The organism is Ureibacillus sp. FSL W8-0352 (assembly GCF_038004345.1).
Taxonomy (GTDB): Bacteria; Bacillota; Bacilli; order Bacillales_A; family Planococcaceae; genus Ureibacillus; species Ureibacillus thermosphaericus.
The window spans coordinates 2,138,395-2,153,635 of record NZ_JBBOQT010000001.1 but is presented as its reverse complement, the minus strand read 5'-3'; the positions used below and the strand labels follow the sequence as shown (position 1 = coordinate 2,153,635).

General features: G+C 36.9%; 12 protein-coding genes. 9 read left to right on the top strand and 3 right to left on the bottom strand.

Annotation, left to right across the window (positions count from 1 at the left end; translation table 11 throughout):
* The first annotated feature begins 76 nt into the window (after positions 1-76).
* The 6 genes from NST98_RS10930 to NST98_RS10905 all read left to right on the top strand — a co-directional run bounded on the left by NST98_RS10930 (position 77) and on the right by NST98_RS10905 (position 9,270).
* Complete coding sequence (locus NST98_RS10930) at positions 77-1,924, top strand: bifunctional homocysteine S-methyltransferase/methylenetetrahydrofolate reductase (protein WP_340709684.1); 1,848 nt, start codon at positions 77-79, stop codon at positions 1,922-1,924.
* Entirely contained in the window at positions 1,917-5,348 is a 3,432-nt protein-coding gene (gene metH / locus NST98_RS10925) for a methionine synthase (RefSeq protein WP_340715117.1), read from the top strand. The genes NST98_RS10930 and metH overlap by 8 nt, the downstream gene beginning before the upstream one ends.
* A gap of 259 nt (positions 5,349-5,607) precedes the next feature.
* Positions 5,608-6,099, top strand: a complete 492-nt coding sequence (locus NST98_RS10920) for a GNAT family N-acetyltransferase (RefSeq protein WP_340715116.1) — start codon at positions 5,608-5,610, stop codon at positions 6,097-6,099.
* A gap of 165 nt (positions 6,100-6,264) precedes the next feature.
* The gene (locus NST98_RS10915; RefSeq protein ID WP_340715115.1) at positions 6,265-7,296 is read left to right on the top strand and encodes a fatty acid desaturase; all 1,032 of its coding nucleotides are present in this window, start codon (positions 6,265-6,267) and stop codon (positions 7,294-7,296) included.
* A gap of 238 nt (positions 7,297-7,534) precedes the next feature.
* Positions 7,535-8,662 carry a sensor histidine kinase gene (locus NST98_RS10910; protein ID WP_445684042.1) on the top strand — a complete coding sequence of 376 codons (1,128 nt, stop codon included), beginning with the start codon at positions 7,535-7,537 and terminating at the stop codon, positions 8,660-8,662.
* Complete coding sequence (locus tag NST98_RS10905; RefSeq protein WP_026019112.1) at positions 8,662-9,270, top strand: response regulator transcription factor; 609 nt, start codon at positions 8,662-8,664, stop codon at positions 9,268-9,270. The genes NST98_RS10910 and NST98_RS10905 overlap by 1 nt, the downstream gene beginning before the upstream one ends.
* A 52-nt stretch (positions 9,271-9,322) precedes the next feature.
* Here the strand turns inward: NST98_RS10905 and NST98_RS10900 are convergent, their stop codons facing one another.
* The 3 genes from NST98_RS10900 to NST98_RS10890 form a co-directional block, all read right to left on the bottom strand.
* Positions 9,323-10,300: a proline dehydrogenase family protein gene (locus tag NST98_RS10900; RefSeq protein ID WP_016838951.1), complete on the bottom strand. Its 978-nt coding sequence runs from the start codon at positions 10,298-10,300 to the stop codon at positions 9,323-9,325.
* A gap of 82 nt (positions 10,301-10,382) precedes the next feature.
* Entirely contained in the window at positions 10,383-11,156 is a 774-nt protein-coding gene (locus NST98_RS10895) for an ABC transporter permease (protein WP_016838952.1), read from the bottom strand.
* Positions 11,157-11,159: 3 nt separating this feature from the next.
* Positions 11,160-11,888 carry an ABC transporter ATP-binding protein gene (locus NST98_RS10890; protein ID WP_016838953.1) on the bottom strand — a complete coding sequence of 243 codons (729 nt, stop codon included), beginning with the start codon at positions 11,886-11,888 and terminating at the stop codon, positions 11,160-11,162.
* A 226-nt stretch (positions 11,889-12,114) separates the two neighbouring features.
* On the opposite strand from NST98_RS10890, the gene NST98_RS10885 reads away from it, so the two are divergent.
* The 3 genes from NST98_RS10885 (at position 12,115) to NST98_RS10875 (ending at position 14,966) form a co-directional block, all read left to right on the top strand.
* Positions 12,115-13,575 carry a nicotinate phosphoribosyltransferase gene (locus NST98_RS10885; RefSeq protein ID WP_096549761.1) on the top strand — a complete coding sequence of 487 codons (1,461 nt, stop codon included), beginning with the start codon at positions 12,115-12,117 and terminating at the stop codon, positions 13,573-13,575.
* Between the two features lie 10 nt (positions 13,576-13,585).
* Entirely contained in the window at positions 13,586-14,419 is an 834-nt protein-coding gene (gene nadE / locus NST98_RS10880; protein WP_168412405.1) for an ammonia-dependent NAD(+) synthetase, read from the top strand.
* Between the two features lie 199 nt (positions 14,420-14,618).
* Entirely contained in the window at positions 14,619-14,966 is a 348-nt protein-coding gene (locus NST98_RS10875) for a hypothetical protein (protein WP_096549759.1), read from the top strand.
* The last annotated feature ends 275 nt before the right edge of the window (positions 14,967-15,241 follow it).

Sequence of the window (15,241 nt, the reverse complement as noted above, 5' to 3'; positions counted from 1 at the left end):
CTTTCGCAAGAAGGCTTTTTCTATTAGATGAATTGACAGAAAATTTATGAAGTAAAGAAAAGTGAGGGAATTTCGGATGGGGCTACTAGATGCGTTAAAACATAAAGTGTTAGTTGCAGATGGTGCTATGGGAACGCTGTTATATTCATATGGACTTGAAAATTGTCACGAAGAAATGAATATTGAAAAACCGGAAATCATTAAAAAAATTCATAAGGAATACATACAAGCTGGCGCAGATGTTATTCAAACGAATACATATGGCGCTAATCGAATCAAGCTCACTCGTTATGGTTTGGAGTCAAAAGTAGTGGAAATTAACGAAGGTGCGATAGGTGTTGCCAAACAAGCAGCCAAGAACAGTGAAGTGTTTATTTTAGGTTCGATTGGTGGTATCCGTGGTGTTCGCAAAGTAGATTATACATTAGATGAAATTCTCGCAGCAGTTCGTGAACAAGCAGAAGTGCTAATTGCGGGGCAGTTAGATGGTTTGTTGTTAGAAACTTATTATGATTTTGAAGAGCTATGCGAGACGTTAAAAATGTTACGAGCCATGACGGATATGCCCATCATTGCTCAAGTTTCAATGCAAGAGCCGGGCGTATTAATGAATGGCATGAAATTGAATGAAGCATTAAAGCAGTTAGAAAAATTAGGTGCAGATATTGTAGGGGTGAACTGTCGACTTGGTCCATACCACACAATACAGGCTTTTGAACAGGTAGAAATTCCTGAACGAGCGTATTTATCTGTTTATCCGAACGCTTCTTTATTAGATATTGAAGAGGGGCGTGTCGTTTACGAATCAGAAGTAGATTATTTTGCAAGGGCAGCGGTTGAATTATGCAATGAAGGAGTAAGGCTCATTGGAGGATGTTGCGGTACAACACCGAAACATATTGAAGCGATGAAAAAGAAGCTTGCTCATTTTCAGCCGGTTGAAAAGAAAGAGGCAAAACCTCAGAGGGAAATAATCATTCGCGAGGCTGAACCGCATAGTTTTGAACCTCTCCACGAAAAAGCAAAAAGAGCACGTTCTGTCATTGTAGAATTGGATACGCCGAAGCATCTTGAAATTGAACAGTTTGTTGAAGGAGCAAAAGCTCTTTACAATGCAGGGGCAGATCTTATCATGATGGCAGACAATTCACTAGCATCTCCAAGGGTTAGCAACTTGGCAATGGGGGCCATTTTAAAACTGCAATATGGCATACGCACAATGCCACATATTACTTGCCGAGATCGAAACTTAATTGGGCTGCAATCCCATTTAATGGGGCTCAATGCTCTTGGCCTTCATGATGTGTTGGCTGTAACTGGTGATCCAACAAAGGTAGGGGATTTTCCGGGTGCAACAAGTGTTTATGACGTTTCATCGATGGAATTGATATCATTAATTAAACAGTTAAATGAAGGGATTTCTTTTTCTGGCAAAGCACTAAGAAAAAAAGCGAATTTCTCAGTAGCAGCGGCTTTCAATCCTAACGTGAGAGTGTTAGATCGTGCTGTCAGCCGTCTAGAGAAAAAAATTGAACATGGTGCGGATTATTTCATTACGCAACCAGTCTATTCGAAGGAAAAAATTGTGGAAATTCATGAGGCGACAAAACATTTAGATACACCAATTTATATAGGAATTATGCCGCTTACTAGCTTTAAAAATGCGGAATTTTTGCATCATGAAGTACCGGGAATTAAATTATCTGATGATGTGTTAGAAAGAATGCAACAAGTAAGCGGAAATAAAGAACAAGAAACAAAAGTAGGACTAGAAATTGCAAAAGAATTGTTAGATACAGCAACGAAATACTTCAACGGCATTTATCTAATTACGCCGTTTATGCGATATGAAATCACTTTACAACTATTGCAATATATTCAACAACTTGACGAGCAAAATAAAGGAGTTAAAGCAAATGGTTAACCATCCAATAGAGGAACAATTGCAAAAAAGAATATTGATTATCGATGGTGCAATGGGAACAATGCTCCAGCAGGAAAATTTAACACCGGAAGATTTTGGTGGGGAAGAATTTGATGGATGTAATGAACACCTTGTATTAACTAGACCTGATGTCATTTCTAAAATCCATCGAGCGTACTTAGAAGCTGGAGCAGATATTATTTCTACAAATACATTTGGAGGAACCCCACTCGTATTAAATGAATATGGATTAGGTTATAAAGCAGAAGAAATTAATAAGAGGGCTGTAGAACTTGCAAAAGCAGAAGCTGAAAAATATTCAACAAGCGACTGGCCTCGCTTCGTTGCAGGATCCATAGGTCCAACGACGAAAACATTGTCTGTAACGGGCGGTATTACATTTGATGAGCTATCTGAAAACTTCTATATCCAAGCAAAAGCGCTAATTGAAGGCGGCGCAGATTTATTGTTACTTGAGACAAGCCAAGATATGTTAAACGTGAAAGCGGCAACCCTTGGTCTGAAGCGTGCGTTTGAAGAAACTGGAAAAGAGCTTCCGATTATGGTTTCTGCGACGATTGAGCCAATGGGAACAACACTTGCTGGGCAATCTATAGAAGCTTTCTATGTTTCTATTGAACATATTAATCCCATTTCAATCGGACTTAACTGTGCGACAGGGCCAGAATTTATGACAGATCATATTCGCTCGCTTTCCGAATTATCTACAAGCTATATAAGCTGTTATCCGAACGCTGGATTACCAGATGAAGAGGGACATTATCATGAAACACCCGAATCTTTATCGAAGAAATTGCAAGGATTTGCTGAAAAAGGTTGGTTAAACATTGTCGGTGGATGCTGCGGTACAACTCCTGCCCACATAAAGGCAATCCGTGAAGCAGTAGAAGGCTATAAACCTCGAAAGAAGAAGGAAAAATCCCATGGACATGCAGTATCAGGCATTGAACCGCTGCTTTATGATGATTCAATGCGTCCGTTGTTTATTGGTGAAAGAACAAACGTTATTGGATCTCGTAAATTTAAGCAGTTAATTATTGATGGAAAATATGAGGAAGCGGCTGAAATTGCTCGAGCCCAAGTGAAAAACGGGGCGCATGTGATTGATATCTGTTTAGCGAACCCTGACCGAGATGAGCTAGAAGATATGCGCCGATTTATGCAAGAAGTGGTAAAGAAAGTGAAAGTACCTTTAGTCATAGACTCAACTGACGAGCGAGTGATAGAGGAAGCATTGAAATATTCTCAAGGAAAAGCAATCATCAACTCCATCAACTTAGAAGATGGAGAAGAACGGTTTGATAAAGTGCTGCCAATCGTGAAGAGATATGGTGCCTCAGTTGTTGTAGGCACAATTGATGAAGAGGGAATGGCCGTCACTCGCGAGAGAAAATTGGCGATAGCAGAACGCTCTTATAAAATTTTAACGGAAAAATGGGGCATTGCGCCGGAAGATATTATTTTTGACCCATTAGTTTTCCCCGTAGGTACTGGGGATGAGCAATACATTGGCGCTGCAGAAGAAACAATCGAAGGAATTCGACTCATAAAGGAAAAATTTCCGAGAGCTTTAACGGTTCTTGGGATTAGCAACGTTTCCTTTGGTCTCCCACCAGTTGGCAGGGAAGTATTAAATGCAGTATTTTTATATCACTGCACGCAAGCTGGCTTAGATTATGCCATTGTTAATACAGAAAAATTGGAGCGTTATGCCTCTCTACCGGAAGAAGAAATACAATTAGCTAATGATTTAATCTTCAATACAAACGATGAAACATTGGCGAAGTTTACGGCATTTTATCGCGATAAAAAGAAAGAAGAAAAAGTGATTGCTCTTCCTGAAACGGTGGAAGAACGGCTTAAATACTACATCGTGGAAGGTACAAAAGAGGGCTTAATTGAAGATTTAGAAGAAGCAAGAAAAATCTTTGATACACCATTAGATATCATAAATGGACCGTTGATGGACGGAATGGCAGAAGTAGGCCGATTATTTAATGATAACCAATTAATCGTTGCGGAAGTATTGCAAAGTGCCGGAGTCATGAAAGCGGCGGTTGCTCACCTTGAACAGTATATGGAGAAAGTGGAAGACAGTTCTGGAAAAGGAAAAGTGATTTTGGCAACGGTAAAAGGTGACGTCCATGATATTGGAAAAAATTTAGTGGATATTATATTAAGCAATAATGGGTATCAAGTGATTGATTTGGGTATTAAAGTGGCGCCTGCCGAATTAATTGAAGCCATTCGTAAAGCAAAGCCAGATATAGTTGGATTGTCAGGATTGTTGGTGAAGTCTGCACAACAAATGGTATTAACCGCTCAAGACTTTAAAGCAGCAGGAATCAATATCCCGATTCTCGTAGGTGGTGCAGCTTTAACGAAACGTTTTACTGAAACAAAAATTGCTGCAGAATATGATGGACCAGTTATTTATGCTAAGGATGCAATGCAAGGATTAGAGCATGCCAATCGTTTAATGGATCCGAATGAACGTGAAGTATTTTTACAAGAAATTCGAGAGTCACGTGAAAAACGATTAGAAGCAGATGCGAAACGGGCAAGGCGGCCAGTCAAAGAAGTTCCGAAACGACAAGCACGCACTGTTGAGGATGCACCCGTTTTTGTTCCGAAAGATTTAAAAGTGCACATCATGAAAAATTATTCCGTCAAACATTTACAGCCTTATATTAATATGCGGACACTCCTCGGCCACCACCTCGGCTTGAAAGGCAACGTGGAGAAATTGTTGGCGGAGCGCGACGAGCGGGCAACGGAATTATATGATTTAGTAACCAATATATTAAATTCCGAATTGCTCCAACCATCAGGAATGTATCAATTCTTCCCTGCACAAAGCGATGGGGACGATGTGGTCATTTACAGTCCGCTGGATTGTAAAACGGAAATTGAGCGATTCCATTTCCCACGCCAACAAGAGGAACCATATCTTTGTCTAGCTGATTTCTTAAAGCCGGTTGATAGCGGTGAAATGGATTATGTAGCGTTAATGGTCGTGACGGCAGGACACGGAGCGAAAGAGAAAGCAGATCAACTAAAAGAAGAAGGCAAATTTTTAGAAAGCCATGCCCTCCTTTCAACAGCACTCGAGCTTGCAGAAGGATTTGCAGAACGTCTTCACCAAGAAATCCGCGACGTTTGGGGATTCCCAGATCCGACAGACTTTACGATGAAGGAACGTTTTGCCGCAAAATACCAAGGTCAACGTTTCTCCTTTGGTTACCCGGCATGTCCAAATTTAGAGGACCAAGAAAAGCTGTTTAAATTGCTGAAGCCAGAAAAAATTGGAGTGCATTTGACAGAAGGGTATATGATGGAACCGGAGGCAAGCGTTTCAGCAATCGTCTTTGCACACCCAAGCGCTAGATATTTCAATGTTTAAAATGAGCATCCCCTAACAACAGGGGATATTTTTATTAGCAAATGGATTTATGAAAATCCCGAACATATCAACCCGCTCGATTTTTATCAACAAGATTTGTGAACATATCGGATGATTTTGTGACAATATTGGCGGATTTTGTGAAAATATCAACGTGCTTGATTTTTATCAACAGGATTTGTGAACATATCGACGGATTTTGTGAAGATTTTCACCATCTCATATTTTTCAATTAGCAACCATGAGGAGGAGATGCAGTATGATTCGTCCAATGACAATGGAAGATCTCGATAGTGTACTTGAAATCTATAACGATGCCATTTTGAACACGACATCGCTATATCGCACAGAGCCGGAAACGTTGGAAGGAAAACAAAGATGGTTTTTAGAAATTGAAAAGGAAAATAATCCAATGTTCGTGTATGAAGAGGATGGGGAAGTCGTTGGATTTGCCGCATTTAAACGATTTGTTTCTAACGAAGGGTACAAATATTCCATGGAACATTCTGTTTATGTCTCAGCAAAACATCGTGGAAAAGGAATCGGAAAAAAACTCTTGCAAAAATTAATCGAAGAAGCGAAAAAGAGAGAAGTAAGAACGTTAATTGCGGTCATAGATTCTGACAATATCGCAAGCATCAAGTTGCACGAGCAGTTTGGTTTTCATTTTGCCGGCAGATTACAACATGTTGGATATAAATTTGGCAAATGGTTGGATATTGTCTATTATCAATTGGAATTATATGAATGACTAATAAAGATTTGATTCATCTCAAATATGGATGGGATGAATCATTTTTTGCATCGAAGTCTATATGACATTTGTAATGTGAAAAACATGATATTTGATTCTACTGGAAACCCTTATGCAATTGTACGATGATCATAACAAATTATAGGAACAGGTGAAAACAAGATGTCATTGACAGATGCTGAAAAGACGAAAAAGCTTCGTAAGGATGTTGCTCCTTTTGCAAAATCGGAAACAAAGATAAGTATAATTCAGATAATGAATACGATTATTCCCCTCCTTATCATTTGGGGAATTGGATATGGTTTCGCGAATACAAATCCATGGATTGGCGCTTTTTGCGGATTGCTTGCTTCTGGATTTGTTGTGCGCACGTTTATAATTTTTCATGATTGCACTCATGGCTCATTTTTCAAAAGTAAAAAAGCGAATGATCTCGTTGGTAACATCACGGGAATACTCACTTCCTTCCCTTATGCAAAATGGAGGAGGGAACATTTAATTCACCATGCAACAAGTGGCAATTTAGATAAGCGCGGCATTGGTGATATCGATATGTTAACGGTAGATGAATATTTGGCTCTTTCGAAAATGAAACGAATGGCTTATCGTTTATACCGCAATCCATTTGTAATGTTCGGATTAGGGCCTTTGTATTTAGTGTTGGTGTTGAATCGCTTTAATCGTAAAGACGCTAAAGAAAAAGAGCGATTAAACACATATTTTTCAAATGTAATGGTGCTATGTATTATTCTCTCTTTGATTATGGCATTTGGTTGGCAGGCAGTATTGCTAGTACATGGTACCACGATGTTTATTGCAGGAGCTCTTGGGATTTGGTTATTCTATATTCAACATACGTATGAAGATTCTTATTTTGAATATGACCCGGAATGGAATTATGTAAAGGCGGCAGTAGAAGGAAGTTCATTTTATAAACTCCCAAAGGTACTTCAATGGATTACTGGGAACATTGGATATCATCATGTCCATCATTTAGCGCCAAGAGTACCAAATTATTATTTAGAAGCCGCTCATAATTCTGTACCACCACTTCAAAAAGCGACAACTATTACAATTAGAACGAGCCTTCAATCGATACGTTATAAATTGTACGACCCAAAAAAGAAAAAGTTTGTAACTTTTAAAGAGGTTGAAAAAGTGTATGCTGGAAAAGTAAAGTCGGTTGAGGCTTAAATGAGAAGGGGCTGTCCAGAAAGTCGAACACTTTCTGAACAGCCTTACTTCTTATAGTAATATTCTCTTAAAAACTTTGCTAATGCGGTGGTCATATCAAACGCGCCTACTCGTCGCAATTAATCTGCGGCTAAGCTTGTGCGACAGCCGCGAAGGGGGAGTCTCAAAATGACTTTTCAGACGCCCCCTTTTTAATTTATCCATGTATAATGAATAGAAAAAGGACTTGATGAAAGCAATGCGTAGTTGGTACATGATTTTTCCAAAAAGTAAATGGATCAATATATATATATGGATTATATTCTGTATTTTGCCTTTCTATTTTCTTGTTCGTACATTATCTCACATCCAGATTTTTTTCGGCGTAGTCATCATTTTACTCTATTTTTTATTTTATTATTTTTCCTTCCAGTCGAAAAACGGACTCTTATATATGTGGGTCAGCTTTGACATGGTGCTAAATATCATCATGACCTTATTTTATGGTTATGTGTATTTAGCTATATTTACCTCTTTCTTTATTGGGAATATAAAAAGTACTGTCGGATTTTATATCATGTACGGTTTACATATTGGGTTTACGATTGTGTCAATTGTTGTTGGCTATTTCATTGAATTGGAGTCTTTCCTCGACCAAACGCCATTTATTATTATCGCAGTAGTTGGGGTAGTTATTTTGCCGATTGCCATTTATAACCGAAATAAGCAGGAAAACTTGGAAGGCGAGTTAGAAAGTGCGAAAGAGAGAATTGCAGAACTTATAATCCATGAAGAAAGGCAGCGAATTGCAAGGGATTTGCATGATACATTAGGGCAAAAACTATCCATGATTGGATTAAAGAGCGACCTAGCAAGTAGGCTTGTTGAAAAAAATCCGAAAGCGGCTATTCAAGAAATTAAAGAAATACGACATACGGCGAGAATTGCATTAAAGGAAGTACGGGAGCTCGTTTCCAATATGAAAGCGGTGAAGTTGAGCGATGAATGTATACGTGTAGAGGAAATGTTACAAGCTGCTGAGATTCACTATCAGTTGATTGGGGATGTCCATAAACTGAAAATACCGATATTAGTCGAAAATGTGTTAAGCATGTGTTTAAAAGAGGCAGTAACAAATATCGTAAAGCATAGCGGTGCAAAACATTGCAAAATCGAAATTCAACAAAATGAAAATGAAGTGATGATGATGATAGAAGATGATGGGAAAGGACTCAATAAAAAAGTTGGATATGAAGGGAATGGATTAAAAGGGATACGAGAACGATTAGAATTTATTAACGGCACGTTAACTATTGAAAATAATCCAGGAGCTAAATTAACAATTACCATTCCCCTTACTATTACTCATCAGGAAGGAAGTGTATGATGATTCGAATCGTGATAGCTGAAGATCAAGGGATGCTACTTGGAGCGTTGAGCTCACTATTAAACATGGAAGATGATATGGAAGTAGTTGGGCGTGCAAAAAATGGTGAAGAAGCAGTGCGACTTGTCAATGAATTAAAACCAGATATTTGCATTATGGACATTGAAATGCCAGTAAAAACCGGTTTAGATGCTGCTGAAGAATTAAATGGAAAAACAGATTGTAAAATTATCATTTTAACGACTTTTGCAAGACCTGGTTATTTCGATCGAGCAAGAAAAGCGGGAGTAAGAGGATATTTACTAAAAGATAGTCCGATTGAAGAGTTAGTAAATGCAATTCGAGTCATTATGGAAGGAAGAAGAATTTATGCTCCAGAACTCGTTGATATTGTATATGATGAAGAAAGCGAAAATCCATTAACTGAACGAGAAAGCCAAGTGCTAGAGCTTGTTGCAGAAGGAAAAACAACAAAGGAAATTGCTGCCGAACTATATTTATCAACAGGAACTGTAAGAAACTACATTTCCACTATTTTAGATAAGCTTGGGGTTGGAAATCGAATAGAAGCCATTTCTCGCTTTAAAGAAAAAGGATGGAATAAATAAAAAATGAAGGACATAACAACGTTTTGCTTGTTATGTCCTTCATTATATTTAATTATTTATTTTTCTTTGTAACGCGGCCTAATGCAAAGGCAGCAGCCATTAAACCAATAATTGTGTTTGTCTTTTTATTGAATACTTGTCTTGTTACAAGGTTGATGTTTTGTGGACGTTCCGCAAGTCTGCGCATGAAGTATCCGTACCAGTCTGAACCAAATGGAACATAAGTACAGAAATTATAGCCTTCTTTAGCCAATTCTAACTGCATATCTTTACGGAATCCATAAAGCATCTGGAATTCGAATCTATCTTTTGGAATATTATGGTCTTTCACAAATTGTTTAACATGATTAATTACGTTATGGTCATGAGTTGCAATTGATGTAAATTTGCAATTCAACAAGCTGTATTCAATGATTTCAATAAAGTTTAAATCAATATCTTTTTTATCTTGATAAGCAACAGTTGGAGATTCTTTATAAGCACCTTTTACAATACGAAGGCGGTAATTTTTATATTTTTCCGCGTATTCATTTGATTTAAAGAAATATGCTTGAATAACAGTACCTACGTTATCATAAGTTTCTGATACTTTTTCCATTAAGTCGAATGTTGGTTGAAGTAAATCGTGAGTTTCTTGGTCAAAATTCACGTGCATATTATATTTGTGTGCAGTTCCAACAATTTCCATGATATTATCATAACAGAAATCGAAGTCAATTTTTAAACCAAGTTGAGAAGGTTTAATTGAGATATGTGCATCAACACCATGTTCATGGATAGCTTCAATTGTTTCGATAATATATTCTTTTGCTTTAATCGCTTCTGAACGTTCGTTAACAAACTCACCAAGTACATCCACAGTACAAGAAATGCCGTGAGCATTTAGCTCTTTAATACTTTCAATAACTTCAGGGATATTTGTACCAGCAACAACGCTTTGTGCACCGAGTTTTAAACCGTATTTTTGTGCGGCTTTATTTAAAAGTTGATTTTCTGATAATGCGATGAAAAAATCTCGTAAAACTGGCATAGATGATCTCCTCTTTTCATATAAGTTGTAGTTTAAGTTCATTATATCACACAAGAATTATAATACTTTCAGTTAATACTTGTTAATCATTATTTTTTTGTGACAAGTTATGTGTGATAAATTGCATTCGTTCATTAAATAACGTTGGATAACTTAAGAAACCAATTAAAATGCTGGACAAAGTCGCTGTTGTAAGTAAGCCAAATAAAATTAATAGTTGGAATTGCACTGCTTGCACTGGATCGGCACCACCGATAATCTGACCGCTCATCATTCCGGGTAGTTGTACTAAGCCAATCGTTTTTTGACTTTCAATGGTAGGGATTACGCTTGTTTTAATAGCATTTATCAATTGATTGTGAATGGCTTGCTTAGGAGTGCCACCAAGAGATAATATCAGTTCTATGATTTCTACATTTGCCTCAATTTCTGCTGTAAACCGGTTTAAAAATAAAATGGACAACACCATGGAATTTCCTAGCAACATCCCGCTGATTGGAATAATGTATTGGGCGGTAGGCGGAATAATTTGAAAACCAATCAAAATCCCTTGAGTCACTATTTCAATAACAATCAACGTAAAAGCAATTTTCCATGTAATTCCTTTGATATTTTTTCCTTTTTTACGGGCGTTTAGTGTAGCTACCGTGATCATCAATAGCACCATTAAAATAATATAAAAAAAACTCTCGGAATCAAAGACAAATTTTAATACATAACCGACAAAAAATAGTTGGATAACAGATCGAACGGTTGCGATGATTGTGTCCTTTTCCAAACCTAATTTTAATGTTTTGGAAAGGATGAGTGGGATGAGTACAAACGCAAGAGTCAATGCGAGGGAAGTATATGTCATGTTTTACGCCTTCCCCTCTACGAATTGTTGAATTCGTTTGTTTGTACTATGATCAAGCAAGCTGCTTTCTCCACTTTCAACGAGCTCCCCACCCATCATCACCCAAGTATAGTCACCAACTCTTTTTGCCTGCCCCAAGTTATGTGTGATCCAAATGATTGTCACGTTATATTTCCTATTAATGCTTAATATTAGTTGTTCAATTTCATTTGTTGATGTTGGGTCGAGAGCGGATGTGATTTCATCTAATAAGAGTATTTTTGGTTGGTTCATTAATGTTCTAGCAATCGAAACTTTTTGTTTTTGTCCACCAGATAAATTATGGACATCTCTGTATAAAATATTCATATCTAATGAAACGTCTTCTAAGGTTGAGATCGCTTTCTTTTCCGATAACAATTTGTTTTGTAAAGTCATTGGTAAAGCTAAATTATCATATACTGTTCCTCTAATTAAAGGAGCATTTTGAAGGGCAATTCCAACATATTGACGCAAGGAAGTCGGGCTGAACTCATTAATATTCTTGCCATCAATTATAATATCCCCTGATGTTGGTGAAATTAATCCATTGCACATTTTCAGAACGGTAGTTTTTCCTGCTCCAGATGGACCTACGATCGTTGTAATTTTTCCCTTGTAAAAATCGCCGGTAACATCTTTTAATATGAAAGAACTATTTTTTTCGTAATGAACGTGTTCAAAATGAATGGTAACTTCCAAAGGTTGCGTCATAACAATCTCCTATCCAAAATATTGATAAGGGTTAATAAGTGAAAAGCGAAGATGATAAGGTCATTATAACTTTTATATAGAACAAATGAGAAATAATTACAAATTGTACATGTGTTATTACAATAAGGATGTTTATAATAATTAAATATAATTTATTTAAAATTTCGATTAGAATAATGGAATAGTGTATACTAGGACTAATGAATAATGGAAGAAGGAGTTCCTAATGAAAGAAATATATAAGGATGATTCATTAACTTTGCACACAGATTTATATCAAATCAATATGGTGGAATGTTATTGGGCAGACGGTATTCATGATAGAAAAGCTGTATTTGAAATTTTTTTCAGAAAACTTCCTTTTGGGAATGGATATGCCATCTTTGCAGGGCTTGAACGGATTATTGAATACTTAAAGAATTTCCGTTTCACTGAAACAGATTTGGCCTATTTACGAGAGTTAGGATATGATGAAGAATTTCTTAATTATTTAAGTTCTTTACGTTTTACAGGTTCCATGTATTCAGTAGTTGAAGGGGAAGTTGTTTTTGCTAATGAACCGATTGTTCGCATCGAAGCTCCCCTAGCAGAAGCTCAACTAATAGAAACAGCCCTACTAAACATTATTAATTTTCAAACATTAATTGCAACAAAAGCGAGCCGTATAAAGCAAATTGTAAAGGAAGAAGCTGCTGCAGAATTTGGTGCTCGCCGTGCACAAGAGATGGATGCAGCTATTTGGGGAGCACGGGCTGCAGTCATTGGCGGTTTTGAATCAACTTCCAATGTTCGTGCAGGGAAAATATTTAATATACCTGTATCTGGTACCCATGCTCATGCGTTTGTCCAAGCTTATAAAAATGAATACGATGCTTTTAAAGCCTATGCAAGACGTCATAAAGATTGTGTATTTTTAGTAGACACTTACAACACGTTAAAATCAGGCGTACCAAATGCAATACGTGTAGCTAAAGAATTAGAAGGGCAAATCAATTTCGTAGGAATTCGTCTTGATAGCGGTGACATTGCCTTTTTATCAAAAGAAGCGAGACGTATGCTAGATGAAGCTGGCTTTACTAATACGAAAATTATTGCATCCAATAATTTAGATGAATACACCATCCTAAACTTAAAAGCTCAAGGGGCTAAAGTGGATTCTTGGGGAATTGGAACGAAACTCATAACTGCCTACGATCAGCCGGCATTAGGTGCTGTATATAAAATGGTCGCGATTGAGAATGAGCTAGGTGAGATGGAAGATACATTAAAAATTACTTCAAATGCTGAAAAAGTAACGACACCAGGATTAAAAAGAGTGTTTCGCATTGTGAATAAAGAAAACGGAAAAGCAGAAGGGGACTATATTACAATGGCGGATGAAAACCCGCAAGAAGAGAAGCGTTTAAAAATGTTCCACCCTGTGCATACGTTTATTTCAAAATTTGTTACAAACTTCGAAGCGAGAGAATTACATAAACAAATCATCGATGAAGGTGCCATCGTATATGAAAGTCCTTCAGTGATGGAAATGCAACAATATGCAAAGGAAAGTCTAGAATTATTATGGGATGAATATAAACGCTCTCTGAATCCTGAAGAATATCCTGTTGACCTTAGCCAAAAATGTTGGGATAACAAAATGCAAAAGATTCAAGAAATTCGCGATGCGATTGAAAATATCGAATAATTTAGGGGGGATGCTCTTGGAAAGTTTACAAAAACAAATTATTGAAGAGTTGCGTGTACTTCCAAAAATAGATCCAGCAGAAGAAGTTCGAAAATCCATTGATTTTTTGAAGGAATATGCAAAGAAACATCCGTTTGTTAAAGGATTTGTCATCGCAATTAGCGGTGGGCAAGATTCAACACTAGTTGGAAAACTGACTCAAATCGCAGTGGATGAGTTAAATGCTGAAATTGGCGAGCAAATCTATTCTTGTTACGCGGTTCGCCTTCCCTACGGTGAACAAAAGGATGAACAAGATGCTCAAGATGCGTTAAAGTTTATCCAACCTACTAAAGTTATTACAGTTAATATTAAAAAGGCGGTAGACGCTAGTATTGAAGCGTTGAAAGAAGCGGGAATTATTTTGAGCGATTTTGCAAAAGGAAATGAAAAAGCACGTGAACGAATGAAAGTGCAATATTCCATTGCGATGATGACAAACTCGGTTGTTGTTGGTACGGATCATGCCGCTGAAGCAATAACAGGTTTTTACACAAAATATGGCGATGGTGGAGTCGATCTAGTTCCGATTTTCCGATTAAATAAGCGCCAAGGAAAACAGTTGCTTAAATATTTAGGGTGTCCTGAACATTTATATATGAAAACACCTACAGCCGACTTAGAAGATGAAAGACCACTATTACCAGATGAAGAAGCTCTTGGGGTTACTTATGAAATGATTGATGATTATTTAGAAGGAAAAGCTGTTCCGGAGGATGCAAAAAAAATAATTGAAGGCCACTACTTACGATCAAAACATAAACGTCATTTACCTATCACAATCTTTGATGATTTTTGGAAGTAAATGAACATCATTTTATGAAGAGAATTCGCATACATTATTTGTAGCGAATTCTTTTTTATATGCATTAAATGTATTGGAACGAAAAAATAAAAATATAAATTTAGTACAAATTTCATATTGTAAAATTTCATTTTAATCAATTTATTCCGATAATATAATAAAAAAGTTGGTAAATAAACAGGGAATGGAGGTGAGCGCATTGAGAACTTCTCGTATTCAACCTGTTGCGAGTAGCACTTATTCGAAGCAATATTTACACACAAACAATGAACAAGTATTTCGAGTGATGGATGAAGGAAGAGGAAATCATCCGTTTTCGAAGAATCCTCGAGAACAGCGGAAAAATCGAAGTAAAAGTAGTGCTGTTCAATCACGCTTATCCAATACGGTTTTAAATCGCAACGCAAAAAGAATGTTTATTGTAGGGCAACAATTTGATGGTGAATCGATGGAAAAAATGCGAAAAAGATTATTACAACATAAAGAGAAAATCAAGAGGGCAAGAAATAAGAAAGTTCTCATCCGCGCTTACCGCACTTCTATTTGAAAACAAGATATAAAATAAATGGAAGAGCAATGTTTTACAGCCAGTAACAAAGATATGAAACAATGGTGAAATTTTAGATTTGGAAGGATTTATCCATAAAGTATAAACGTTCCATCACCTCGCGTCTTTTATAAATCTTTGCTCCTTCTGTAGTTGCTATCCTTATCGCAAATGGGCCGTCTCAAAATCATTTCAGACGGTCCATTTTTTTTGTTTAATTTTTCGGTAAAAGGTGGAAACTATACTAATGTATAATCTTAACTTTTTTAAATTGT

Coding starts and splice junctions, on each gene's coding strand:
- NST98_RS10930 (WP_340709684.1), top strand. CDS start 77: ATGGGGCTACTAGATGCGTTAAAACATAAAGTGTTAGTTGCAGATGGT.
- metH (WP_340715117.1), top strand. CDS start 1,917: ATGGTTAACCATCCAATAGAGGAACAATTGCAAAAAAGAATATTGATT.
- NST98_RS10920 (WP_340715116.1), top strand. CDS start 5,608: ATGATTCGTCCAATGACAATGGAAGATCTCGATAGTGTACTTGAAATC.
- NST98_RS10915 (WP_340715115.1), top strand. CDS start 6,265: ATGTCATTGACAGATGCTGAAAAGACGAAAAAGCTTCGTAAGGATGTT.
- NST98_RS10910 (WP_445684042.1), top strand. CDS start 7,535: ATGCGTAGTTGGTACATGATTTTTCCAAAAAGTAAATGGATCAATATA.
- NST98_RS10905 (WP_026019112.1), top strand. CDS start 8,662: ATGATTCGAATCGTGATAGCTGAAGATCAAGGGATGCTACTTGGAGCG.
- NST98_RS10900 (WP_016838951.1), bottom strand. CDS start 10,300: ATGCCAGTTTTACGAGATTTTTTCATCGCATTATCAGAAAATCAACTT.
- NST98_RS10895 (WP_016838952.1), bottom strand. CDS start 11,156: ATGACATATACTTCCCTCGCATTGACTCTTGCGTTTGTACTCATCCCA.
- NST98_RS10890 (WP_016838953.1), bottom strand. CDS start 11,888: ATGACGCAACCTTTGGAAGTTACCATTCATTTTGAACACGTTCATTAC.
- NST98_RS10885 (WP_096549761.1), top strand. CDS start 12,115: ATGAAAGAAATATATAAGGATGATTCATTAACTTTGCACACAGATTTA.
- nadE (WP_168412405.1), top strand. CDS start 13,586: ATGCTCTTGGAAAGTTTACAAAAACAAATTATTGAAGAGTTGCGTGTA.